At 46.9% G+C, this 21,845-nt stretch carries 27 protein-coding genes; 3 read left to right on the forward strand and 24 right to left on the reverse strand.

Features of this window, described 5'->3' with window-relative positions; all coding sequences use genetic code 11:
• Positions 1–15 precede the first annotated feature (15 nt).
• The 20 genes from ACFPYJ_RS17260 to ACFPYJ_RS17355 all read right to left on the reverse strand — a co-directional run bounded on the left by ACFPYJ_RS17260 (position 16) and on the right by ACFPYJ_RS17355 (position 15,495).
• Positions 16–312, reverse strand: coding sequence for a 2Fe-2S iron-sulfur cluster-binding protein (locus ACFPYJ_RS17260; RefSeq protein ID WP_379189407.1), 297 nt, complete (start codon positions 310–312; stop codon positions 16–18).
• Positions 313–359: 47 nt separating this feature from the next.
• Positions 360–539, reverse strand: coding sequence for a DUF2768 family protein (locus ACFPYJ_RS17265; RefSeq protein WP_379189408.1), 180 nt, complete (start codon positions 537–539; stop codon positions 360–362).
• Between the two features lie 194 nt (positions 540–733).
• Positions 734–1,015, reverse strand: a complete 282-nt coding sequence (locus ACFPYJ_RS17270) for a stage VI sporulation protein F (protein WP_379189409.1) — start codon at positions 1,013–1,015, stop codon at positions 734–736.
• 72 nt (positions 1,016–1,087) lie between these two features.
• Positions 1,088–2,125 carry an NAD(P)H-dependent glycerol-3-phosphate dehydrogenase gene (locus ACFPYJ_RS17275; RefSeq protein ID WP_379189410.1) on the reverse strand — a complete coding sequence of 346 codons (1,038 nt, stop codon included), beginning with the start codon at positions 2,123–2,125 and terminating at the stop codon, positions 1,088–1,090.
• 12 nt (positions 2,126–2,137) lie between these two features.
• The gene (plsY, locus tag ACFPYJ_RS17280; protein ID WP_379189411.1) at positions 2,138–2,731 is read right to left on the reverse strand and encodes a glycerol-3-phosphate 1-O-acyltransferase PlsY; all 594 of its coding nucleotides are present in this window, start codon (positions 2,729–2,731) and stop codon (positions 2,138–2,140) included.
• A gap of 342 nt (positions 2,732–3,073) precedes the next feature.
• Positions 3,074–4,396, reverse strand: coding sequence for a ribosome biogenesis GTPase Der (der, locus tag ACFPYJ_RS17285; RefSeq protein ID WP_379189412.1), 1,323 nt, complete (start codon positions 4,394–4,396; stop codon positions 3,074–3,076).
• Positions 4,397–4,720: 324 nt separating this feature from the next.
• The gene (locus tag ACFPYJ_RS17290; RefSeq protein ID WP_379189413.1) at positions 4,721–4,906 is read right to left on the reverse strand and encodes a capping complex subunit for YIEGIA; all 186 of its coding nucleotides are present in this window, start codon (positions 4,904–4,906) and stop codon (positions 4,721–4,723) included.
• Positions 4,899–5,825, reverse strand: a complete 927-nt coding sequence (locus tag ACFPYJ_RS17295; RefSeq protein ID WP_379189414.1) for a YIEGIA family protein — start codon at positions 5,823–5,825, stop codon at positions 4,899–4,901. The genes ACFPYJ_RS17290 and ACFPYJ_RS17295 overlap by 8 nt, the downstream gene beginning before the upstream one ends.
• 6 nt (positions 5,826–5,831) lie before the next feature.
• On the reverse strand, positions 5,832–6,455 hold the full coding sequence (locus tag ACFPYJ_RS17300) for a YphA family membrane protein (RefSeq protein WP_379189415.1): 624 nt from the start codon (positions 6,453–6,455) through the stop codon (positions 5,832–5,834).
• A 154-nt stretch (positions 6,456–6,609) separates the two neighbouring features.
• Entirely contained in the window at positions 6,610–7,848 is a 1,239-nt protein-coding gene (gene rpsA, locus ACFPYJ_RS17305; RefSeq protein ID WP_379189416.1) for a 30S ribosomal protein S1, read from the reverse strand.
• Between the two features lie 112 nt (positions 7,849–7,960).
• Entirely contained in the window at positions 7,961–8,536 is a 576-nt protein-coding gene (locus ACFPYJ_RS17310; protein ID WP_379189417.1) for a lysophospholipid acyltransferase family protein, read from the reverse strand.
• Between the two features lie 3 nt (positions 8,537–8,539).
• A complete protein-coding gene (cmk, locus tag ACFPYJ_RS17315; protein ID WP_379189418.1) occupies positions 8,540–9,241 on the reverse strand; it encodes a (d)CMP kinase in 702 nt (233 codons plus the stop codon).
• Between the two features lie 132 nt (positions 9,242–9,373).
• Positions 9,374–9,589, reverse strand: a complete 216-nt coding sequence (locus tag ACFPYJ_RS17320) for a hypothetical protein (RefSeq protein WP_379189420.1) — start codon at positions 9,587–9,589, stop codon at positions 9,374–9,376.
• A gap of 89 nt (positions 9,590–9,678) precedes the next feature.
• Positions 9,679–10,332: a flagellar brake protein gene (locus ACFPYJ_RS17325; RefSeq protein ID WP_379189421.1), complete on the reverse strand. Its 654-nt coding sequence runs from the start codon at positions 10,330–10,332 to the stop codon at positions 9,679–9,681.
• A gap of 101 nt (positions 10,333–10,433) precedes the next feature.
• Positions 10,434–11,768, reverse strand: coding sequence for a germination protein YpeB (ypeB, locus tag ACFPYJ_RS17330; protein WP_379189422.1), 1,335 nt, complete (start codon positions 11,766–11,768; stop codon positions 10,434–10,436).
• 126 nt (positions 11,769–11,894) lie between these two features.
• Complete coding sequence (locus ACFPYJ_RS17335) at positions 11,895–12,053, reverse strand: hypothetical protein (protein WP_379189423.1); 159 nt, start codon at positions 12,051–12,053, stop codon at positions 11,895–11,897.
• Positions 12,054–12,105: 52 nt separating this feature from the next.
• Entirely contained in the window at positions 12,106–12,801 is a 696-nt protein-coding gene (gene prsW / locus ACFPYJ_RS17340) for a glutamic-type intramembrane protease PrsW (RefSeq protein ID WP_379189424.1), read from the reverse strand.
• A 131-nt stretch (positions 12,802–12,932) separates the two neighbouring features.
• A complete protein-coding gene (locus tag ACFPYJ_RS17345) occupies positions 12,933–14,183 on the reverse strand; it encodes a Glu/Leu/Phe/Val family dehydrogenase (RefSeq protein WP_379189425.1) in 1,251 nt (416 codons plus the stop codon).
• A gap of 139 nt (positions 14,184–14,322) precedes the next feature.
• The gene (locus tag ACFPYJ_RS17350) at positions 14,323–14,931 is read right to left on the reverse strand and encodes a genetic competence negative regulator (protein WP_379189426.1); all 609 of its coding nucleotides are present in this window, start codon (positions 14,929–14,931) and stop codon (positions 14,323–14,325) included.
• A 246-nt stretch (positions 14,932–15,177) separates the two neighbouring features.
• Positions 15,178–15,495 (reverse strand): hypothetical protein, encoded by a 318-nt coding sequence (locus ACFPYJ_RS17355; protein WP_379189427.1) that lies wholly within the window; start codon positions 15,493–15,495, stop codon positions 15,178–15,180.
• 167 nt (positions 15,496–15,662) lie between these two features.
• Here ACFPYJ_RS17355 and ACFPYJ_RS17360 point away from each other — a divergent pair, with 167 nt between their 5' ends.
• Positions 15,663–16,622, forward strand: a complete 960-nt coding sequence (locus ACFPYJ_RS17360; RefSeq protein ID WP_379189428.1) for a polysaccharide deacetylase family protein — start codon at positions 15,663–15,665, stop codon at positions 16,620–16,622.
• On the opposite strand, the gene ACFPYJ_RS17365 is transcribed toward ACFPYJ_RS17360, so the two are convergent.
• The 3 genes from ACFPYJ_RS17365 to ACFPYJ_RS17375 are packed head-to-tail and all read right to left on the reverse strand — an operon-like array spanning position 16,567 to position 18,315.
• A complete protein-coding gene (locus ACFPYJ_RS17365) occupies positions 16,567–17,430 on the reverse strand; it encodes a metallophosphoesterase (RefSeq protein ID WP_379189429.1) in 864 nt (287 codons plus the stop codon). The two genes, ACFPYJ_RS17360 and ACFPYJ_RS17365, sit on opposite strands and share 56 nt — an antisense overlap.
• A gap of 37 nt (positions 17,431–17,467) precedes the next feature.
• The gene (locus tag ACFPYJ_RS17370) at positions 17,468–17,725 is read right to left on the reverse strand and encodes a hypothetical protein (RefSeq protein ID WP_379189430.1); all 258 of its coding nucleotides are present in this window, start codon (positions 17,723–17,725) and stop codon (positions 17,468–17,470) included.
• Positions 17,722–18,315 carry a CPBP family intramembrane glutamic endopeptidase gene (locus ACFPYJ_RS17375; protein ID WP_379189431.1) on the reverse strand — a complete coding sequence of 198 codons (594 nt, stop codon included), beginning with the start codon at positions 18,313–18,315 and terminating at the stop codon, positions 17,722–17,724. The genes ACFPYJ_RS17370 and ACFPYJ_RS17375 overlap by 4 nt, the downstream gene beginning before the upstream one ends.
• 157 nt (positions 18,316–18,472) lie before the next feature.
• On the opposite strand from ACFPYJ_RS17375, the gene ACFPYJ_RS17380 reads away from it, so the two are divergent.
• Positions 18,473–19,396, forward strand: coding sequence for a hypothetical protein (locus ACFPYJ_RS17380; RefSeq protein WP_379189432.1), 924 nt, complete (start codon positions 18,473–18,475; stop codon positions 19,394–19,396).
• Positions 19,397–19,488: 92 nt separating this feature from the next.
• Here ACFPYJ_RS17380 and ACFPYJ_RS17385 read toward each other — a convergent pair whose 3' ends face one another.
• Positions 19,489–19,734: a rhodanese-like domain-containing protein gene (locus tag ACFPYJ_RS17385; protein WP_379189433.1), complete on the reverse strand. Its 246-nt coding sequence runs from the start codon at positions 19,732–19,734 to the stop codon at positions 19,489–19,491.
• A 281-nt stretch (positions 19,735–20,015) separates the two neighbouring features.
• Here ACFPYJ_RS17385 and serA point away from each other — a divergent pair, with 281 nt between their 5' ends.
• On the forward strand, positions 20,016–21,608 hold the full coding sequence (gene serA, locus ACFPYJ_RS17390; protein ID WP_379189434.1) for a phosphoglycerate dehydrogenase: 1,593 nt from the start codon (positions 20,016–20,018) through the stop codon (positions 21,606–21,608).
• Positions 21,609–21,845 lie beyond the last annotated feature (237 nt).

Consider the following 21,845-nt stretch of genomic DNA (forward strand, 5'->3'; position numbering starts at 1 on the left):
CCCACGTCCTTCAATTTAGAAATAAGGTTTGTTAACGGCTTTAATTAGACCCGCATCCGACTTGATCAACGCCTGGCAGGCAAGACGGTAACCTTGTTCAAATTCCTCCGGGTTCATGCGGTCCCATTCTGCATCCGTAACTTCCTCTAAAAAATCCGCTCCTTCTTCTACAAAACAGCGGCATCTCGCACAAGTGCCCCGTGTACAAGAAAATGCCCAGTCCAGATCATGCTTCATTGCCAAATCAAGTAAAGACATGCCTTCTTCGGCCTCTACTGTAATCGAGCGTGTTCGACTAATAAGTTCTAGCATAAGGTATGCTGACTTCCTCTCTCCATTGTGGACTTTTATGACTTTCGTTATGTAATGGAAATAAAACCGAGTATTCCGCCGAGCACCAGCATTCCAAATGCGATAAAGGATAGAATACCTCTCAAAACACCTTTTGTCTTATATCGAGCTAAAGAAATAATAACAGCCGCTATCGCCATAAGCCCGATCCCTACTAACGAAACCCACATCTTCATCATTGGATCCATCTTTTATCTCCGCCACCCTTGTACGACAAATATTCGTTCTATTATACCACTAGTCGCGTTTATACGGCTACTTACGTCCTAAACGTGACTGTGACAATACGAAGATACCGCCCCAGCGTCATTAAAAAAGACAGAAGCAAAAGGCGACTTCCGGCTCAAAGGATGCCGGGCATGCCTTGCTTCTGTCCTCTTCCTCACTTCTTGATCATAAACTTCATAAGCGTTTCAATGTTGTTCATATTCATGCCGCTTTTCTTCACAGCCCCGACAATGTCATTAATGGTTTTATCCGATACCGGTACTTTGGCCATATCCGACACCGACTTGATCAGCTTGCGAAGCTCATCTTCATTTTGAATTGTATCTTCGGAAACATTGCTGGCCAGCTTCTTAACCGCACTTTCGGTAATTGGCTTGCCCGTTTTTTTGTTTACTGCGCTGAGGACATCTTTGGAAATATTGTTTTTACCACTCATATCATCCCTCCTCAAGCAAAGCAGATGAGTGAGACATCCGCTTAGTTGCTGCTAGCATCATATGAGCGATGATTATGATTGGTGTAGGCCCCAAGAGCCCGCAACCTCTTCCATTTCATGCGTACGGCCGCGGCCCATTAAAGATTCAACGGCGCTGCGCGGCGGTTTATTTTCGAATAACACTTCAAATAACTGCTCTGAGATCGGCATGACGACGTCGTATTGTTTGGAGAGCTCATGAGCCGCGCTTGTTGTTCTGACGCCTTCTACGACCATTCCAACACGAGTGAGGACCTCATCTAAAGGAAGACCCTCAGCAAGCAATAAGCCTGCTCGATAATTACGGCTTAACTTACTCGTACAGGTAACAACAAGATCGCCAACCCCAGCCAGGCCTGCAAAAGTGAGCGGATTGGCGCCCATTGCATTGCCTAGCCGGCTGATTTCAGCTAACCCCCTCGTAAGCAGCGCCGCTTTGGCGTTATCCCCAAAACCTAACCCGTCTGTAAGACCGGCTCCAAGAGCAATAATATTCTTGATCGCTCCGGCCACCTCGACGCCGACCACGTCCATATTGGTATAAACCCGGAAATAAGGGGTAATAAACGCATCCTGTGCCCGCTCAGCCGACTCCTGCGATGCGGAGGCTACTACAACCGTCGTAGGCTGCCTGAGCACGACTTCCTCCGCGTGACTCGGGCCCGACAAGACAACGAGCTGGCTCGGGTCGCAATTCAGCTCCTCAGACAAAACTGTCGTCATCCGTTTATAGCTTCCAGACTCAAACCCTTTCGTTGCATGAATGCACAAAGCATCAGGAGCTATAAAAGGCGCAGCCTGCTTGGCCACATCACGCATAGCCGAAGAAGGGGCGACAAACAATACAATTTCTGAACCTGTCAAAGCTTGCTCCATATTCGTTGTAGCCGTTATATTATCCGGTAAAACGGCATCCTGCAATGCTTTGCTGTTTGTATGCCTCATGTTGATTTCCTCAACTTGAGCAGCATTGCGGGCCCATATAGTGACGTCAAAGTTGTTGTCAGCAAGAACGGCTGCCAGAGCTGTCCCCCAGCTTCCGGCGACTAGTACAGCTGCTTTCCGGTTCATATGCAAGCCTCCTTACCCTTTTTTAGCGCCAAGCTTGTTTTCAGTGCCTTTAAGAAGTTTGACGATATTTTTACGGTGACGTACGAATGCAAGCACGCATATCACCAAACTGCCCCATAGATACGCGGCCGGTTTATCCATCATCCATACAAACACAGGCAGCAGTAAGGCCAGAATCAAGGAGCCCAGCGAAACGTAACGGGTAATGGCAATTAATATGATGGCAATCACACCTGCAATTAATGCGGGAATAAAGGCAAGTGTAGCCATGACGCCTACAGTTGTCGCAATGCCTTTCCCGCCTTTAAACCCAAAGTATACCGGCCAGTTGTGGCCTGCAATTGCGGCTAGACCGCAAAGAACCGGCGCCCAATCTCCGCCGGCAATCCATACTCCAAGCCATACCGCTAGGACCCCTTTTGCGATATCCAGCAGAAAGACGGCCGTACCCGGACCTTTCCCAAGTACACGCAAAGTGTTTGTCGCACCGGCATTACCACTTCCGTGGTTCCGAATATCAATGCCTTTAACCCATTTCGCAATCAAAATACTAAATGAAACCGAACCTAATAAATAACTGATTAGAACTGCTAGGATTGTGAGCAAATTATTCTCTCCTGTGGAGGCTCTCGAGGGGGATTCCCTCGGGGCACCCTTTTTTAAGATCATTAATTTTCTTAAAGCATCTAAACATTAACCTTAATTCAAGCTTCAACTGCGCCCCCTAAATCCCCCGGAGGGGGACCCCGAGGGATCCATCCCTCTGGACACCCGGATATTCGTCGGTCCTGCTGGAGCGAGCTCGATTAGATGTCCCCGAGGGACAAAGCTTTCATGCGGCGACGACTACGCTTACTTCGTAAGCTAGTGCAGACTCATTGCATGAGCTAATTGCAGGGCTTACTGCGTAAGCTAGTGTAGGGCTGATTAGTAAGCTTCTCCGTAAGTTTAGTCTTCATCCGATTTGCGGCGGGTGAAGATACGGATTGGGGTGCCTTCGAAGTCGAAGGCGGCGCGGATTTTATTTTCCAGATACCGCTCGTAAGAGAAGTGCATCATTTCCGGATCGTTGGCGAATAGAACGATTGTCGGCGGCTTTACGGCAACTTGAGTCGCGTAGTTAATCCGCAGTCGTCTGCCTTTATCCGTTGGAGGCGGATTGATTGCGATGGCATCCGAAAGAACGTCGTTAAGAAGATGCGTTTGGATACGGAGCGCATGCTGCTCAGAGACTCTTGTAACGATTGGAAGCAATTTATGCAGCCGCTGTTTCGTCAAGGCTGAGAGGAACACGATTGGTGCGTAAGTCATGAACAAGAAGTTTTCTCTAATGTTTTGGGTGAAATTTTGCATCGTTTTCTCGTCTTTTTCAACGGCATCCCATTTGTTGACGACAAAAATGGAAGCTTTGCCTGCTTCATGCGCATAACCGGCGATATGCTTGTCCTGCTCGATAATGCCCTCTTCACCGTTTATGAGAACCAAAACGACATCAGCCCGTTCAATCGCCTTCAAAGCACGCATGACGCTGTACTTCTCCGTAGTTTCGTAGACTTTGCCCCGTTTACGCATACCCGCTGTATCGATAAGAACATACTTCTGCCCATCCCGTTCAAATGGTGTATCGATAGCATCACGGGTCGTACCCGCAACATTACTTACGATAACCCGCTCCTCCCCCAGGAGTGCGTTAACAAGTGAGGACTTGCCGACATTTGGGCGTCCAATCAGAGCAACCCGGATAACATCATCCTCGTAGTTCTCTTCAGTCAGCTCAGGAAGCTTCTCCACTGCAGCATCCAGAAGGTCGCCAATCCCCATGCCATGCGCTCCCGAAATCGGAATCGGTGAGCCAAAGCCCAGGTTATAAAATTCATAAATATCATCGTGACGATTCAGGTTGTCGACTTTATTAACAGCAACAACAATCGGTTTACGTGAACGGAGCAGCATTTGAGCCACTTCATCATCGGCATTGGTGAGTCCAGCTTTGGCATCCACCATAAAAACGATGACATCCGCTTCTTCAATAGCAAGCTCCGCCTGCATACGTACAGACTTCATAATTTCGTCTTCACCGTCGATCTCGATACCGCCCGTATCAACGACACTGAATGCTCTGCCATTCCATTCTCCAGAGCTGTAAATACGATCTCGCGTTATGCCGGGCTTATCCTCAACGATCGCTAACCGATCACCAATGATCCGATTGAATATCGTTGATTTTCCCACATTTGGACGCCCTACAATGGCGATGATGGGTTTTGACATTATTTCACTCCTCCAAGTTTTAGCGCCGCTTTTATCCGATATACCGCAGATGCGGCACCATCATAAAGTGAACTCTCACATTGTAAGCATACGCTCATAAAAATACGGCTTCGCCGTTTAGAATGGTCATGCAGTAGGATTCTAAAAATACAAGCAAAGTATAGTAGAGGGTGTACTTCCTTATATTTAAAGCGTAACGGGTCTATTCCGTCCCTTTTACCTGTAATGGCATACAATGAAAACGCAATTGTAAACGACTGCTTAATCTTACGAAATGACTCACGCCTACCATCATAGCAAAAAACGCCGGGCTTGGCTAACTTTTCATTCATGTCTATGATCAACCAAAATGAAAGTTCCATTCTTCAAATCATGTGCGTTCGCATCCAATATTTTTTCGAGCAAGAACGCCGTCGATTCTCGCTTATTCGTGTCAGGTTCTACAAAAATCGGGGCTCCGCCGGCGACAGCATTCCGTTCAATAGTCACGATCGCCACAATTTTAGCCATGCTGCTCCTCCTTCCCCTGGTTCACGCTTGCTTCAGTCGGCATCCTCACAGCAGATTCCAAAATCGGAGCTCGCTCAACAACGGCAATAGCCTTTGCCCCGTCTTTCTCTTGGGGAAGCAGAAACACAGCTAAGCGCCCATCCTTCATATCGAGCTTAGCCATTGGCATCAGAGCAGGTTCCCCGTCATCTCTATACACCCCAAGCACAGTCGAGACATCAAATAGAATGGCCTGCCGCTGCCCTAAGTTACTTAAAGTCGCTTTGCCGTTTGCATTATAAGGAGTCAAAATTACGCCAAGTCCGCGCTCAGCTATCAGCTGCTGATTCGAAACCAATCCCACATTCATAATATAAATATCGCCCACGAATAAATCCGGACCATCGACACGCACATCTGCCAATTCTACTTTGGCTATATGCGAGACGGATTTTCCAGACTTCAGCACATTCACGAGCAGAAGAGTTAAACCTCCCATTATAACGCCGAAAGGCAGTCCAAGCGCAAGAGATGCCAGCGTCGTCAATAACGCCGATAAGATAACCAGGTAATTTCGTCCCTCAAAGACCATAGCGATTCCTTCAATATAGGTTGTCCCCCGTGAAACAAGCTCCATGCTGTCTATTTGAGTTAACGTATCCCGCTCCATCTTGCGAACATCCCGGAACTGCTGAGCTGCAAGCGTCAGGAAAGTGATCGCCGTGAAGTCTTTCTTATACATCGCCGGTACTGCTACCGCTCCAAGCGCCGCTGCAATAACACCAAGTGAAATATGAATGATTCTCCCATGCGGGTAGGTCGGGTACTGCCGGTAATCCGTGCGCAGCATCATCAGTCTTGCAATCACCCCGAATCCAACTCCCAGCATAATCCCGTACAGCACATGATAAGGATGACCCGATTTCAAATGTTCCCACATCGCTGCTTACCCTCCCCCTCTTTGTCCTGACGGCTCATCCATGACAGGCAGCGTTTTTCGGCGAAGCCACCCTTTTGAATTGCCGATTACCCGGGCAACCATCAGTGAAATCATCAAGCCGTCCCACCATGCCAAGCTTCCGATTACGAACTGCATCCCGTTCCAAGTATGAATAACAGCATGCAGCGGAGAAATTACTGCGGCAATAACCACTACGGAAGACTGCGTCCGGAATCTGTCGCAAAGCAGGCCAGCGAACAATCCAGCGATTAAGGGACCATCCCAGGCTGGATTCAACAATATAAAAACGGGATCGAGCAGGTACATATATCTGATCCATAGGCATATCATTCCAGTTAATACACCGCACACCAACACATATACAATGGTTCCCGGCCGCCGAAGTAAAAGTAGAGAAGCTGCAGTAACAGCTGTTATATAAACTACACTTCCCTTAACGGCTAGTTCTGAAATGATCGGAATTGTAACGAATTGCAGCATGAATGCTCCCGCTAGAATTAGCGATAGCGACCTTTGTGAGAGCTGGTCCGCCACCTGCTCCTGCCACCCTGTCATGAATAATATGATGCCTATTGTTAGAAACCAGACCGCAATATAACCATCATTCATCCTCAATCACCTCTCGTATCCCTTATTATGCGCTATGGATCGCCAGCCTAATCGAACCTGTCCATCCTCAAAATGACAGCAAAAAGCCGCTTATCTGCGCAGTGTTCTGCTAGATAAACGGCTTTTCTTGTTCCTTATATTAGGAAAATAAATGTTATTTCAATTTGCTAAGTTTATCGCCAAAACGCTCAGCAAGAGTGAAGCTCATGCTTTCATTGCTAAGGCTTACGTTCGGGTTGTTAAGCTCAACTTTTTGCGAAGCACGAGGCGCTCTTTCAGCGCGTGGAGCGCGTTCCGGCTGCTCAGGAGCTTCTTCTGTTTCTTTGATGCTGAGGCTTACGCGTTTCTCAGCAGGGTTGAAGTCAAGCACTTTCGCTTTCACTTCTTGGCCTTCTTTAACAACTTCATGCGGAGTTGTCACATGACGGTGCGCAAGCTGGGAAATATGAACCAAACCTTCAACGCCTGGTGCAATTTCAACAAAAACACCAAAGGCTACAATGCGGCGGACAGTACCTGTAACGATATCGCCTACATTGAATTTGTCGCTGGTAGTTTCCCAAGGACCTGGTTGAGCAGCTTTAATGCTCAGGCTGATTTTGCCTGCAGCTGGATCTACCTTAAGTACTTTCACGCGAACCGCTTGACCTTCGGATACAACATCCTTCGGATGAGCAACATGCTGCCATGAAAGTTCGGATACGTGAACAAGTCCATCGATACCGCCGATATCAACAAAAGCGCCAAATGGTGTCAAACGTTGAACCGTTCCTTCAAGTTCTTGACCGATTTGCAAGCCGCTGATGATCGTTTGCTTATTTTGCTCAAATTCAGCATCCAAAACTTCTTTTGCGGACAAGATCACTTTGTTGTTCTCGCGGTCGATTTCTTTTACTTTTACACGGAGCGTACGGCCCTTGTAATCGCTGAAATCTTCTACGAAATGACGCTCAACCATGGAAGCAGGAATAAATCCGCGAACACCCACGTCTGCAACAAGGCCGCCTTTAACAACATCGGCAACCGTTACTTCGAAGATTTCACCGGATTCGAAACGGCTTTGAAGAGTATCCCAAGCGCGTTCTCCGTCAACGATTTTTTTGGAAAGAACGAGTTTTTCTTTCTCATCGTCGATGCTAACCACTTTCAATTCAACCTCTTGACCTACTTGAACTGCGTCAGCTGCATTCTCGATTTGAATCGAGGAGAGCTCGCGAAGTGGAATGACCCCGTCATATTTATATCCAAGGCTTACAAACACTTGGTTATCTTCAATCTTGACGATCGATCCTTTCACTGTGTCACCTTTTTTCAAGGACACGAAATTATCCATAGCGTCTTGGCTGATCGATTCCTCTGCTGCGGTTTCTTGCACTTTTGTTTCTTCTGACATTTGAAATAACCTCCTCAGTTCATACCCCAACTTTATTTAAACGTGATGCTTCAAGTTGAAACAACTCTCTTCAGCTCACCGTCTAAAACATAAATAAAAACGCATAAAATAATTACTTTTGATGAACCATCTGCCGAATCTCCAGCATAATGGCATCTGTTACCCGCTCCAGAACATCGGGTGAGGAATCATCAATGAAGGCAGTAAGATCAACGGGTTTGCCATAACGAACTCTCATCTTGCGAAAAATACCATACTTGCCGATTATCGCGACCGGTATAACGGTAGCTGAACTCCGCATTGCAATCATTGCTGCGCCCTTCTTGCCCATACCGGACGAAGAGTTGCGCGTTCCTTCTGGAAAAATACCCATCACGCCGCCATCCTTCAGCAAACTGATTGCGCTGCGAATGGCTTCTTTGCTGACACCCCCGCGTTTTACAGGAAATGCACCAACCGTTCGAATGAGAGATCCAAATAACGGAATGTTAAACAATTCTGCCTTGGCCATGTAATGCACCTTGCGCTGAAGTTTAATCCCTACGGTTGGCGGATCAAACACACTGATATGATTTGCGCAAAGGACGACAGGACCGGTTGCAGGGATGTTCTCTGTACCGCTTGCCTCGAATCGAAATAACACGGCGTAAATCAAGCGAAGAAGGCTGCGGCAAATATTATATACCATAGTTTACTTCGCCTCCGCCAATTTGGTTCGGCTTAAGTCTAGAATAAGTGCGACAACTTGGTCAATTGTCAGCTCCGTGCTGTCCAGCACGACTGCATCCTTAGCACAGGTAAGCGGTGAAATTTCGCGATTTTCATCACTGTGATCTCGCTGTGCGATCTCTTCCTCTAGCTGATTAAGCGGGATTCTTTCATTTTCATTCAATTCCTGATAGCGGCGAAGAGCTCTGACTTGCACGCTTGCGACTAGGAAAACCTTTAATTCCGCTTGCGGCAAAACCTGAGTCCCGATATCGCGGCCGTCCATCACAATTCCTTTTAATGCGGCAAGTTCGCGCTGGATATCGACCAACCGCGTTCGAACGGCTTCATGTGAGGCAACTTGCGAGACTCGAAGCGTTACGTCTCTAGTGCGAATCGCTTGAGTTACATCTTCTCCGTTCAAAAGAACAGTTTGTCCTTCCACACCGGGCTTCAAACGAATATGTATGGACTCCACAAGTTCCTTCAGCCTGTCCGATTCATGGGGTTCAATACCTGAGCGGTTTGCGGCCAAAGTTACCGCGCGGTACATAGCGCCAGTATCCACATAAATGTAGCCAAGACTCTCGGCAACCTTTCGGGCTACTGTGCTTTTGCCGGCACCGGCTGGTCCATCAATCGCCACGTTAATGCGGCCATTATAACGTACCCCATTCTTGCTCAACGGTGTTTGACCTCCTTGGGTAGTCATCAGCTGCTGCAAACCATGCCCTTTTCATCATGAAAAAAGCAGGCTCTGCCTGCGATAGTAGAAATTATACCACAGCAGCCATAGAGATGCAAAGAACAGGAACCGTCAAAAGGGAGATCCTTCCAACCGGTCGACGCCTGTTATCCACATTCTTACCTGCGGAATTTGAAGGGCCAGCTGGCTCAAAACAACGGCAATGAGCAATAAAATAACGATCTTTTTGAGGATTTCCGTGACATGATCAGACAGGTCGGTAAAATGTTTTGAGCTGCTTTTGAATGAGCGGCGTTTGCGAAGCTGCAGTAAATGACGTACATTCATGGAAAAAACCTCCTTATGTTAGTAGGGTTAGTTTTTTCCATGAACTGCAGCATTATGCATGTGAATGAAGATGGAAAACAAAGAACTTATTATTTCTTTCGGATATCGAGCTGGCGTTCAAAGCAGTAACGGATAATTTTTTGACGTTCTCCATCCGTTATGCTGGAAAACTTGGCCATGATTTGGTTTTTTCCTGTTTCTGTAGACTTTACTCTTACTACTTCAGCCTCAAACGAAGAATGATCAACCGAGCCGTTGCGATAAGGGACGAGCAGCCAGCAATCGAGGATCGTTTCATGTTTGATCGGCCATCGGCCATCGACAACAAAAGAGATCCCGCCTCCGCCAACATCATCCGTTATTCCGATAAACCGGACATGCGCTGACATGCTGATTGCTATTTCCAATTCTGCGGCTACACGCAGAAAATGACGGCGCTGTACTTTTGTAATGCTGCCTATATCCGGCTTGCGAATGCGGACAAGCTTCACGACATCTTCTTTGAATCCGATTACATGAGAATTAAAAAAGCTTTTCACACCATCCTCAGCTATATAATAAGCGGATAGCTCGTCTCCATGAAAAAGGCGCTTGAGACGTCCGGATCCTTCGATAATCGGCACATCAATGAGAAGTTCGTCATCATTGGAATCAGCAATTCTTGATTTGTATTCCGCAGAAGCTTCCTCTTCGTCAGATGAAGCCACCTGCAGGTACAAAAACTGGTTAACAATCGGCGGCATAGTCGTTTCCTCCCATTTTCTAGATTATAGCACAGCATGTCGAAACTTGGGGGGATGCGCCGCAAAAGAAAAAGACGTGCTAAAGTCGCACGTCTTTGAGCCTATTCAGGCATTTGTTCAATAGATTCCTCTGTACCGGTATCTGCATTTATGTATATCCGGTACATTCCGCCGTTGATGCGTCCTACAAATTCGTAGCACAACACTTCGCTGCCTTCATCATTCTTGATGAGCGCCATACGCTCAGACTTCGTTTTAAAGTCAGGATTCAGAGCAGCTCGTGCTTCGGCGCTCATAATTTTAGGTTTCGGGATGTTCCGTTTATGGTGCTCATAGATGTAATCGTTCGCCTGCATGCCGACTGCTTCACCGTTATCCAAAGCAATCTTCACAGTAAGCTTCTCTGGAAAGATCAATACGCCATTCTGCGTTCCCACGCAGGTAAATACCCCAACGGAATCATATTGATCGTAATTGATTGATTTCATGCCTTGATATCCATGCCTGGCAAGGAAATCAATCCCTTTTCGTTCAGCGTCTTTCATTGTTATGGTTTCTTTGCCGATCTTACGCGGATTCATGAACCAGATCAGCTTACCGCCCTTTTGCGTGAAATCGAGATGAATCGCATCATCTGACTTCCCTTTGCTGACTGTAGCAGAATAGGAAGCAAACTCCGTTCCTTTTCCATTCTCTATCACTTTAATGCCGCTGGTGTCCGGTAATTTCAGGAAATCAGCTGCAAGCTTCTTAATGTCCTCGGGTGACTTCTTCTCTCCGCTTAGCATCTGAATCGTGCGTTTCTGATACATGCTGGAAACTGATGGTCCCCAATTGATTTCCGGATATTCGCTCACCTTTTTATCAACGGTTTTAAACCCATCAATGATTGTGTTATCTAACGAAGATTTCTCCGTAGCCAGAGCCGTTTCGACATCCATCCAGCGGAGATTCTTAGAAATCACCTTATCCTGCACCTTCAGCAGGTCATTGGATATGTCCTCGGAGTTTCCATATAACGTTTTTAGCATTTTGTATTCATCTTTACTTAGCGGGTGCTTCGATAGATCGCGGACCGATGTTTTGTAGGAGAAATTAGCGATCCGTGAGAGGAAATCCTCTGTACGGTTAAACGGAAGAAGCGTCAAAGGCAGTTGATTGATCTCATTCTGCGCTTCACTTGTCAGCCTCCATACGTTAACTAACCCCTTACGATGGTAACCCTGTGAGGTGCTATTAACAGCAAGCGTATTTCCGAGCTCTCTATGGAGCTGCTCAACATGGTAGCTCAAATCATGAAAGGCACGCTGATATTGGTTCTCCGCCTTTATCAAAATCGAATTCTTTTCTTGATGCTCTTGATACCCCCAATAAATCGACCCGATAAAAAACAGGGTCATAACCGGGAACAGCACAGCGCTCAATCTACGATACATAAGACAAAAGCTCCTTTCGTATGCAAACCTACTGCTAGTTTGGTTTGCCCGAAGGAGCTTTATGCATCTTTGGGTAAGTTACCCTTTTGGAATTTGAAAAGTTGAGCCGCTGCAGACCCGTGAAATTTACAGCGCCCGTTCCTCTACCTCGAAGTCATTGGCATTATCGCATAGACATTGCTTAAAACCGGTATCGATCCGATCCTTCTCCCTGCGGCCGCGAAGCACAAACTTTTCACCGCAAACCTTACACCGAATCATCACTTTCACACGTGCCGAGATCATTGTTTCGTAGTGCCCTCCTGAATGTTTTCTTCCCTTATTATGGACGAAAACATTACAGCTTAACCTCTTCCTCGCGTCCGACCAGTCGAAACGGTGAACGCGCACTGGCCCGGTTCATTTTGCGCAGACCTTTAATCCACAAGTAAATCATGAGAGGAACGATAAACCAGACCCAATACGTCGTGCGTGATCCCATAATCCAATCATAGACTCCATGCTCGATGACCGGGATAGCCGCCGAGAGAAATAAGAAGCTTCGATTCGGCTTGTTTTGGGCAAATTTCGCTTTTCCCAAATAATAGCCCATCGTGACTCCGAAAAGAGCATGTCCTGAAACGGGAAGCAGCGCACGCACTAGCAAGGTACCGAACGTAGCTGGCTGAAACACCGCATAGAGCACATTCTCCACCGTTGCAAAACCGAGCGAGATAGCTACGGCATACACAATTCCATCATAAGGCTCATCGAACTCTGTATGGTTATAAATGATGTGGTAGAGCACAAACCATTTTACCAATTCCTCCACCCCGGCGGATATGGCGAATGCGAATAAAAAAGGCTGGTCGCTCCACCATAGCAGGAGGCCGCGTTGAATCACCATGATTGGAAGCACGATGAGCACGCCGAGCAGAAAGACGCGAATCACCATATGAATCGGTTCGGCTTCATATCGGTCTTTCAAATAAAAATAAGTTAGCAAAGAAATCCCCGGCGCAACCGCAGCCGTCAATATGGAGAAAAGCAGCATCCTGTCGTCACCTCCTAAAAATTATGCTGCCCAAAGATAACGGTTCACGTTATCTTTGGGCAACCACTGCTTCGAAAGCTTAAACAATGCTTTTGCAGAGTAATCCTCCTAAGCATCTGCTTCGCCTTCGTTCAGACCCAACCGCGGAAACGAACGGCTTCGGCCATTTTCCTCACTCCGACCATATAAGCGGCAAGCCGCATATTCACTTTTCGTGATTGATGCAATTCATAGACCTGATTGAAGCCGCGGACCATCATTTCGCGAAGTTTCATATCCACTTCAGCTTCGGACCAATAGTAGCCCTGATTATTTTGAACCCATTCAAAATAAGAAACGATAACACCGCCGGCGCTTGCAAGTACATCAGGAACAAGAAGTATCCCCCGATCTGTAACGATCCGAGTCGCTTCAAGCGTCGTAGGGCCGTTGGCCGCCTCGACAATTATTTTAGCACGAATGTTGTCTGCGTTGTCGGCCGTTATTTGATTTTCGATCGCTGCAGGTACAAGAATGTCACAATCCAGTGACAAAAGCTCCTCATTGGATATCGTGTCCTTGAATAAATTGGTTACAGTCCCAAAAGAATCCCGCCGATCCATCAAGTCTTCAATATCCAGCCCATTCTCATTATACAATGCTGCGTTCACATCCGAAATACCTATAACTTTGGCACCAGCTTCATACATGAATTGGGCCAGGTAACTCCCCGCATTGCCAAATCCTTGAATAACGACGCGGGCATTGCTCAGAGGAATACCTTTCTTTCTCAGCGCCTCATCAATCATGATCGCGACACCGCGCGCTGTGGCGCTCTCACGGCCCAATGAACCTCCCAGAACAAGCGGTTTCCCCGTAATAAATCCAGGCGAATCAAATTCGCGGATCCGGCTGTATTCATCCATCATCCATGCCATGATTTGTGAATTGGTCATCACGTCAGGGGCTGGTATATCCTTAGTCGGGCCTACAATTTGGCTGATTGCACGTACATAGCCGCGGCTTAGCCGTTCCAATTCTCGAAAGGACATTTTGCGGGGATCGCAAATAATGCCCCCTTTGCCTCCTCCGTAGGGAAGGTTAGCGATTCCGCATTTGATGCTCATCCAGATCGAAAGCGCCTTAACTTCAATCTCGTTCACATCCGGGTGAAACCGAACCCCGCCTTTAGTAGGCCCTACCGCATCGTTATGCTGAGAACGATAACCGATAAATACCCTGGTCGTCCCATCATCCATTCGGATTGGAATTCTGACCGTTAAAAGACGCATCGGCTCTTTGAGCAGATCAATCATATCCTGGCCATAGCCTAGTTTCTGAAGCGCCTCTTCAATGACCAGCTGCGTAGCTGTTAGCATATCATTCGTATCCATTGCCGTCATCGGTACTCCACCACCTTATCATAAGTAATATGAGCGGGAATAACTTCAACTATTCGGAGTAGCAGTCCCCCAGCAGAGCAAAAAAAAGCATCGTGCGCACAGGTCAAGCCCGCAGCAGATGCTTTAATTGGTCCAGCTTTTAGAAATGAGTGCAAATTTCGTTGACGACGTCAGCAGCAATAATCAATTTGCCATATTCATCAAGAACGGCTGTTGTAATTGATGTTGCTTCTCCGTATTCAGCCAGAAGGGCAATGATGGCATGGTAACGCGCCAACTCTACACCGACTGGTTCGAAGGCAAGCATATATCTGCCGTTATAGGCATATAGACGTCCGTCGTCTACAATATTGGCGGCTTTGAGCTGCTTGCAAACAGAGATGACGTCTTCGATATCTCGAAAAGCGTACAAAACCACATCGCTCTGCTCAAGTGTCACTTCCATCTCGTAGACGTCTTCGTCGTTGTCTTCTTCTTCTTGAGTTCGTTCATCGGATTTCCCGTTTACCTTGCCTCGTGTGACGATAACGACCATTCCTTGCGCCGGCAGTGCAAAAACCTCGACAGCAAGCGGTCCATTCGCATCAAACCCGAGTTCATTGTAGGCTTGGTCCATCATTTCACTGAATAACTCATGCACCTTCGGAATTTCGCGCCACATGTCTTCCTTCTGGATCCCACGCTCCAGCAGGTCGTCGAACGTTAGAAAAATTCGTATTTTGTCTTGATTGAGTCGTTCGATTTTCATGATAGGATCCTCCTTTTCGGTAGCATCTGCTTCGTTTTCGCGGAGCAAAACCATGTCGAAAGCGCATAAACGCTGCAGCATCTGTTATACACAGGGTATGAAGCTACGACTGTTTGGTGAATAAATCGTGCTATGTAACTATGTTAGCATGTCTGTGAAGGGAATGCACTAATTTGAAGTAAAAAAAGAATCGTTTACACCGTCTATTTGTATACGAAAACCGACGGGCAAACGATTCATTTTTTTTTAATGCGTTTTAGCTTCAGCAGCAATTTGCTCTGCTTCTTTTTTAACCTCGGGATCACTATTCATTAGCATTGTAATCTGTCCCCAGGCATCAGTGGAATGTTCTTTGGATAAATCGCTGTGCTTTGGGACAGTTTTCTCCGCAGCGTGATTAAATTTACGGTTAATCACCGCATTCAATGCTCTGCCTCTCATGCCTGTCCATGCTTCACCCGCTGCCGAGCTCGCCCAGGCAAACATTCCCGGACGCTTCTTCGCCACATATGCGGCTGCAGCCATCCCAGCAATGCCCCCAATCAGAAATCCGCTCCATTTCATCTCTGCAATCCTCCTTGATTATCATTAGGATTCGCATATAGTTTGGCCTTCCTGCTGAGGAGTCATCCCATCACAAAAAAAGGAAACCGAAAATTTCGGCTGGCGGTGACATATGTTACAATGAGGGCACCTAATAAGAAATTGGCAATCAACGGGAGGTAACGAATATGGCATCTTACATGCGGGCAAAAGCAGCAGCCGCTATTATCGTCGCTCTAACGTTAACGACAGGATGTGCCGCTTCTCCTAAAGAATCGGTCACCGGCAAAGGGAACAGCAAGGCTCCGCATTCCGATACTTCTGCTAATCGCCCTGTAAATCAACCTGGCAGCACCAAGTCGCCCGAGAAAGAACCGCAGCCCTCTTCCACTCCGGCAGGCGGAACAAACGAAGCCGCAAATCCGGCAGATCCGAATGCAGGCGCAGCGAATCAGCCGCCAGCCGGCGGCAAAAAACCTTCCGAGGCTGCTGCGAAGTTGTACCGGATGAACAAGGTCTACCGCTTTGAGCCCATTTCCAAAGCAGCTTCCAACAAAGTCGTCCTTCTCACCTTCGATGACGGACCTAAAGAAGACGAGATGATTACAGGATTACTTGATACGCTGGATAAACATAAAGCAAAGGCTATCTTCTTCGTCAACGGCTACCGCGTGAAGAAACATCCGGAACTGCTCAAAAAAATAGCCGACCGCGGTCAGACGATAGGCAATCACTCTTGGGATCATATTGATTTAAAGAAAGAGACTCCAGCTGTTGTTATGAAACAAATTGCCGACGTACAGAAAATTGTGAAAGAAACAATAGGAAAATCGCCCACCTTCTTCCGGCCTCCCTTTGGTTCTGGAGGCGATGCTGTTAAGCAAGCAGTGAAAAAAGAGGGCATGCTGTTCATGACTTGGTCTAATGGCTCATTGGATTGGGACAAAAGCACAAAAGACAAACCCGAGCTTGTCATTCAAAATGTACTCGACCAGCTTCACCCTGGCGCCAATATTCTTATGCACGAGCTGCCATGGACGGTCAATGCATTGGATTCGCTGTTAACCAAGCTTGAGCAGAAAGGGTATGGCTTTATCGATCCGGCTTCGATTGATTCGGTGCCAGCGCAGCCGAAGAGCGCAAAGTAAATAGATGCAGCTGAGCCGGTGCAAGCAGGCGGATAGGCAGTTTAGAGGTCCCATAGCCGCAGCTGACGAACAGCCGGGGCAGCCATTCTCCGGCCGTTTGCGGATTATTAAGGTTGAACCAGCCGCGCCAGCAGATCTTCTCGAAGGGATGCCGCATGACTGGGCCAATAAACGGGAGCGCTACCTGACCTCCATGCGTATGTCCGCAAAGAATCAGATCGATTGAAGAAGCCCCCTCCATCCGAAAAACAATCGCAGGATCATGAGCCAGCAGCAAGGTGAATAATTCATCCCCGTCTGCCGGCTCGCTTAATGCACGCTCCAGGCGATCGCGTTTCGTTCTGGGATCATCCACTCCTGCAAGCCGTATGCGGCTTCCATCCTTCTGTTCAAGCACGACCGATTCATTATGGAGCAATCGCACCCGCTCTTCTTGAAGCATCACCTCTAGGGGACGAATATCTTCATCATAATCATGATTTCCATAAACCATATACACGGGTGCAATTTTCATCAGTTTCCGGATATTTTCCCGGCTGCGCTGAAGCGGCACCCCTTTCTCGCGTAAATCACCGCCGATTAATACCAAATCGGTTCGCCCGGCTGACAGGCAGCGTGCAATCAAATCATCAGTAATGCTGCGTCTATGTATGTCTGAAATAAATAATATCCTGGTGCGATCGAATGAAGCTGGGAGTCGCTGCAATTCTATGGTCTGTTCATCAATTCGATAGCGGTAGGACTCCCAAACCATATAACTCAAAAACCCTGCTGCAGCAGCAGCTAAGCTAATCAAATAACCTAACACGAATGGCTGCCCCCTTTCAATCGGTGTTCAAGATCCCCTAGAACTTAGCATACTGCCTTCCCCAGATAAGCAGACCAATTGATAATGATATGAAGAGGACGATAAGTAAGCGATAGAACCATTTCGTCATTTGCTGCTTATTGGAAGGATGAATATGCCGCCTTGCAGGCAAGCCATCTTCAGCTTGTTCTACGAACATCTCTGAGGCTGCTGCCGTTTCTTCATTAGATTTCTTGAAAGACTTCTTGGAAGGGGGAGGCGTACGCCCTCTGCCAAACTTTTCGACTCTGCTCATTCTTCCCTCCGAAACCGAATTACGAATCCCATAACCATATCAATGACGAAATGGGCTAAGATCGGCGCCCACAACGTATCCGTCTGGATATAGATCCAGCCTAGCGCATAACTAATGGAAAAAACAAGACCCGTTGGAATCCAATGGCGCAAATAGCGGACATGAATGACTGCGAAAATAATGCTCGTCCAATAGGGACCGATATTATGCTGTACCGCTCCTCTGAACAAGGTTTCTTCACATATTGCAATAATGAGCGACATCACAGCAATATGCCAAACGGGCCTATTTTTGAAAATACGTTCATTTACCCCTCCGTCATCCCCCACTTCTTCAGGTACAAAACGGGATACGAGTAAATCAACTGCAAGCACAAGTGCGGCCAACCCGAGGCCCCATAATAAAAAAGATAAAGATTTTGGGACAGAAAATAGCAAAAATGGGTTTCGATGCTGAAATAATACCCAGATTAAACCGATAATAAAGGTAACGCTTTGAGTCACATATAAATTAATAAGCAGCAAGCGGTCATCGATTTGGTCAATTGTAACCTTTTTAAATCGAATATTGCGTATATCGAATTTTTTCATAGGTAACCGCCTGTCATAAAGGTTCATATTTCCTTTTCAAATGTTTTCACCTATACTAGTAGGACGTTAAGCCGACATGAAAATACAATATTTTACATATAAATACATTTATTTTATTTTATAACCACCAAGAAATATAGAGATGAAGGGGATTAACATGGAGAAACGTATTACTCGAACTGAAATGCTGTTTAGCCTTGGTTTTTTATTCATGCTTATTTTTGCAGTCGGAGCCTTTTTCTACGGTATAAAGGTCGGTTCGGATAAAACAGAAGCTAAACTCGTTCAATTCAAGGTGCATTTAAGCAGCAAAAACGGTATTGTTACAGCCTATCAGCAGCAGGATTTGGTTTCTTTCTATCATACTGTATTCTTGCCTTACCGTGAATTCCAAGCAGAATGGTTTCAAACTATACATAAAATGTCTTCCGGACAAATTAACGATCCCGCTTCGTCTCTTAAAGAATTATCAAGCTTGGCCGATCAGAAGTATTCCGAGGCCGAACATGCGCCCTTCTCAAAGGCATCTCCGCTTCTTGAGCAGGCACAGCTTCAATTGCTGAAATGTCTTAAGATGTTTAGCGATGCTTCAAAGCGCGGTGCGGTATCATCCAATGACATGTCATCATCCGATCTTGTGAAAGCCATTGAGAAAGATGCCTACTATCTTGAAGGGGTCAAGCAAGCTATGGCGGGTCAGCAAAGTTACTATTACGCCATGCTAAAGTGGAGTTCATCCGTGAACCCGAACATTCCGGATCAGTACACATCGCCTGCTGTGCTCGATATACAGAAATGGAAGACGCTTCAGCTGTCTGTGAAGAATAAACTCATGGCTGACCAGCTCAATGCAAGAAAACAGCTCGCTGCCTTTTACCCGCAGGATCTCGTATCCCGTGTAGACGAGTTTATTAATTCCGGTCAAGCGAGCAGCATGAAAATGAAAACGGTAGACGCTGTCGTTGATCTGCTCATCAGCACAGATGCCGTGCGCGCCGGTGATTTCAATGACAGTAAAGCGAAGCTGTATGAGAAAGAGCTGCTCCCGCAACTGCCATTTTTCTATCCGCCCAATGAATAGATAAACCGCTTAGTCATATTGAAAGCCTTCCAGAGAGGCTACTGCAGCCATGCCGCCAGAAACGTTGCGGAGGTTGCCGTAGCCTCTTTCATCTAGGTAGCGGCAGGCTGCCACGCTTCGCACGCCGTGTGCGCAAAGATATATATGGGTAGACCATTGCTTTGAAATTCATCAAGACGATTCGGGATCGTTTGCAGCGGAATCAGTGTGGATGTCTCTATATGGTAATAGTCCCATTCTTCCTGCTCACGAACATCAATGATTTGTGCTTTCGTAAGCTCTCCTGCTTTAACTTGCTTCAAAAAATGTTCCGGTTCAGTATTCGTCCATCGTTCCACAAAATCTCCCCCTATTCACGGTCGATCATAACGAAATTTTCACAAATGAGCAAGTTTCGGCATTGCATTTGTCTGTATTCTTGCTTAAAATAGTAAAGGCTAATGTATGACGTGCAACTGCTTTTATCTTTTTTGAAAAGAGCATCAAGTGTGTACAGACTCTCGCCTTTAGCTGACGCAAGAAACAGCCGAATGGCGAGGGTTTTTCGCTTCTTATATACCTACATAACAATGTGCTTTGCTGCTTTGAAGCGCAAAAAACTCTCAGGAGGCAATCCACCATGTTTAAAGTATTGGTTTCAGACCCGATCAGCGATCTAGGTATTCAGAAACTTGTAGACGCAGAAGATGTTGCTGTAGACAAGAACCCTGGACTAAGCGAGGACGAGCTTGTCGCTATCATCGGCGATTATGACGCTCTGCTTGTTCGCAGCCAGACACGTGTGACCGCGCGTATTATGGAAGCCGGAAAAAAACTTAAAGTTATCGGCCGTGCCGGAGTTGGCGTTGATAACATCGACCTGGCAGCCGCTACACAGCGCGGTATCATTGTCATTAATGCTCCTGACGGAAACACAATCACTACCTGTGAGCATACGTTTGCAATGATGATGTCCGTGGCGCGTCACATTCCTCAAGCTTACTTGAAAACAGTCGGCGGTGAATGGGATCGCAAATCCTTCCTCGGTGTCGAGCTCCGCAACAAAGTGCTGGGTGTTCTTGGAACAGGCCGTATCGGAAGCGAAGTGGCCAAGCGTGCCAAAGCATTTGGAATGGAAATTTGGGGATACGACCCATTCTTGACCGAAGAACGTGCAGAAAAACTCGGTATCCGTCTATCGAGCATCGATGATATCGTAAGAAATGCCGACTTCATCACTGTTCATACGCCGCTTACACCGGAAACCCGCCATATGATTTCAAGGCCGCAATTTGAGATTATGAAAAAAGGCATGCGCATCGTTAACTGCGCACGCGGTGGACTAATCGATGAGCAAGCGCTTGTTGAAGCTATCGATCAGGGTATAGTCGCCGGAGCTGCCTTTGACGTATTCGAATCGGAGCCTCCAGCAGCAGATCATCCATTTTTGAATAATCCCAAAATCATCGTTACCCCTCACCTTGGCGCTTCCACTGTCGAAGCACAAGAAAATGTCGCAATCGACGTTTCGGAGCAGGTGCTTAATATCCTTCGTGACAAACCGTTCATGAATGCGGTGAACATGCCGCCGATTCCTGCGAACATTTTGAATATTTTGCAGCCTTACTTCAGCCTTGGCGAGAAGCTTGGAAGCTTCGTGGCTCAGCTCATTGAGGGCGCGGTGGAAGAAATTACAGTCAGCTACTCCGGAGAGCTTGCCGAGGTGGATACGCAGCCTCTTACACGCTATATTGTACGCGGTGTACTGTCCCATCATCTTGGATCAGAACAAGTCAATGTGGTCAACTCCATGCATCTGGCTAAAGAACGCAGCGTAAATATCGTCGTTCAAAAATCGCATATCGCCCGTGATTTCACCAACCTTGTTACGGTATCTCTACGTTCGAAGAGAGCTGAGCGTCTGGTAGCCGGTACCCTGCTAACTGGTTACGGTCAGCGTATCGTGCAAATCGACAGATTCCCAGTTGACGTTGCTCCTGAAGGTAACCTGATTCTTATCTCGCACAATGATAAACCAGGTATCATCGGTAATGTCGGTACGCTTCTTGGCAAGAACGATGTTAACATTGCAACGATGCAGGTTGGACGCGAGCTTGTCGGTGGATCTGCCATTATGGTATTGACCGTTGATAAACCAGTTTCCAAAGATACCATTTCCGAGCTTGTTAAATTGCCAGACTTGAACAAAGCGAAGGAAATTAATCTGTTCTAAACCAAAATATGTAACTAGACGAAGAGCGCCAACTGATGTGGGCGCTCTTTTTTATGCGACCCTGAATGGCTGCTTTCACAAATCCATTCTGATAGATCTAAGGCAAAATAACCCCACTCCGCAAGCAGGATGGCATTATCCTATTCTTCTTCATGAATGAACAAAAAAAGTGAATTGTTTCACGACCAACAAGATTAGTCGGCTTCCTTCAACAAAAAAAGCGCTTCGAATCGAAGC

Origin of the sequence: Paenibacillus solisilvae (assembly GCF_042656405.1) — a bacterium.
In the GTDB taxonomy this organism is placed as follows: domain Bacteria; phylum Bacillota; class Bacilli; order Paenibacillales; family Paenibacillaceae; genus Paenibacillus_Z; species Paenibacillus_Z solisilvae.

Excerpts from the sequence above, each read along its gene's own strand:
- ACFPYJ_RS17295 (WP_379189414.1), bottom strand. The coding sequence starts at position 5,825 with ATGTGGGAACATTTGAAATCGGGTCATCCTTATCATGTGCTGTACGGG.
- ACFPYJ_RS17320 (WP_379189420.1), bottom strand. The coding sequence starts at position 9,589 with ATGAATGTACGTCATTTACTGCAGCTTCGCAAACGCCGCTCATTCAAA.
- ACFPYJ_RS17300 (WP_379189415.1), bottom strand. The coding sequence starts at position 6,455 with ATGAATGATGGTTATATTGCGGTCTGGTTTCTAACAATAGGCATCATA.
- ypeB (WP_379189422.1), bottom strand. The coding sequence starts at position 11,768 with ATGTATCGTAGATTGAGCGCTGTGCTGTTCCCGGTTATGACCCTGTTT.
- ACFPYJ_RS17270 (WP_379189409.1), bottom strand. The coding sequence starts at position 1,015 with ATGAGTGGTAAAAACAATATTTCCAAAGATGTCCTCAGCGCAGTAAAC.
- ACFPYJ_RS17360 (WP_379189428.1), top strand. The coding sequence starts at position 15,663 with ATGGCATCTTACATGCGGGCAAAAGCAGCAGCCGCTATTATCGTCGCT.
- ACFPYJ_RS17370 (WP_379189430.1), bottom strand. The coding sequence starts at position 17,725 with ATGAGCAGAGTCGAAAAGTTTGGCAGAGGGCGTACGCCTCCCCCTTCC.
- ACFPYJ_RS17335 (WP_379189423.1), bottom strand. The coding sequence starts at position 12,053 with ATGATCTCGGCACGTGTGAAAGTGATGATTCGGTGTAAGGTTTGCGGT.
- ACFPYJ_RS17310 (WP_379189417.1), bottom strand. The coding sequence starts at position 8,536 with ATGGTATATAATATTTGCCGCAGCCTTCTTCGCTTGATTTACGCCGTG.
- ACFPYJ_RS17380 (WP_379189432.1), top strand. The coding sequence starts at position 18,473 with ATGGAGAAACGTATTACTCGAACTGAAATGCTGTTTAGCCTTGGTTTT.
- ACFPYJ_RS17275 (WP_379189410.1), bottom strand. The coding sequence starts at position 2,125 with ATGAACCGGAAAGCAGCTGTACTAGTCGCCGGAAGCTGGGGGACAGCT.
- ACFPYJ_RS17350 (WP_379189426.1), bottom strand. The coding sequence starts at position 14,931 with ATGAAAATCGAACGACTCAATCAAGACAAAATACGAATTTTTCTAACG.
- ACFPYJ_RS17260 (WP_379189407.1), bottom strand. The coding sequence starts at position 312 with ATGCTAGAACTTATTAGTCGAACACGCTCGATTACAGTAGAGGCCGAA.
- rpsA (WP_379189416.1), bottom strand. The coding sequence starts at position 7,848 with ATGTCAGAAGAAACAAAAGTGCAAGAAACCGCAGCAGAGGAATCGATC.
- der (WP_379189412.1), bottom strand. The coding sequence starts at position 4,396 with ATGTCAAAACCCATCATCGCCATTGTAGGGCGTCCAAATGTGGGAAAA.
- ACFPYJ_RS17325 (WP_379189421.1), bottom strand. The coding sequence starts at position 10,332 with ATGCCGCCGATTGTTAACCAGTTTTTGTACCTGCAGGTGGCTTCATCT.
- prsW (WP_379189424.1), bottom strand. The coding sequence starts at position 12,801 with ATGCTGCTTTTCTCCATATTGACGGCTGCGGTTGCGCCGGGGATTTCT.
- serA (WP_379189434.1), top strand. The coding sequence starts at position 20,016 with ATGTTTAAAGTATTGGTTTCAGACCCGATCAGCGATCTAGGTATTCAG.
- ACFPYJ_RS17375 (WP_379189431.1), bottom strand. The coding sequence starts at position 18,315 with ATGAAAAAATTCGATATACGCAATATTCGATTTAAAAAGGTTACAATT.
- ACFPYJ_RS17265 (WP_379189408.1), bottom strand. The coding sequence starts at position 539 with ATGGATCCAATGATGAAGATGTGGGTTTCGTTAGTAGGGATCGGGCTT.
- ACFPYJ_RS17345 (WP_379189425.1), bottom strand. The coding sequence starts at position 14,183 with ATGACGGCAATGGATACGAATGATATGCTAACAGCTACGCAGCTGGTC.
- ACFPYJ_RS17290 (WP_379189413.1), bottom strand. The coding sequence starts at position 4,906 with ATGGCTAAAATTGTGGCGATCGTGACTATTGAACGGAATGCTGTCGCC.
- ACFPYJ_RS17355 (WP_379189427.1), bottom strand. The coding sequence starts at position 15,495 with ATGAAATGGAGCGGATTTCTGATTGGGGGCATTGCTGGGATGGCTGCA.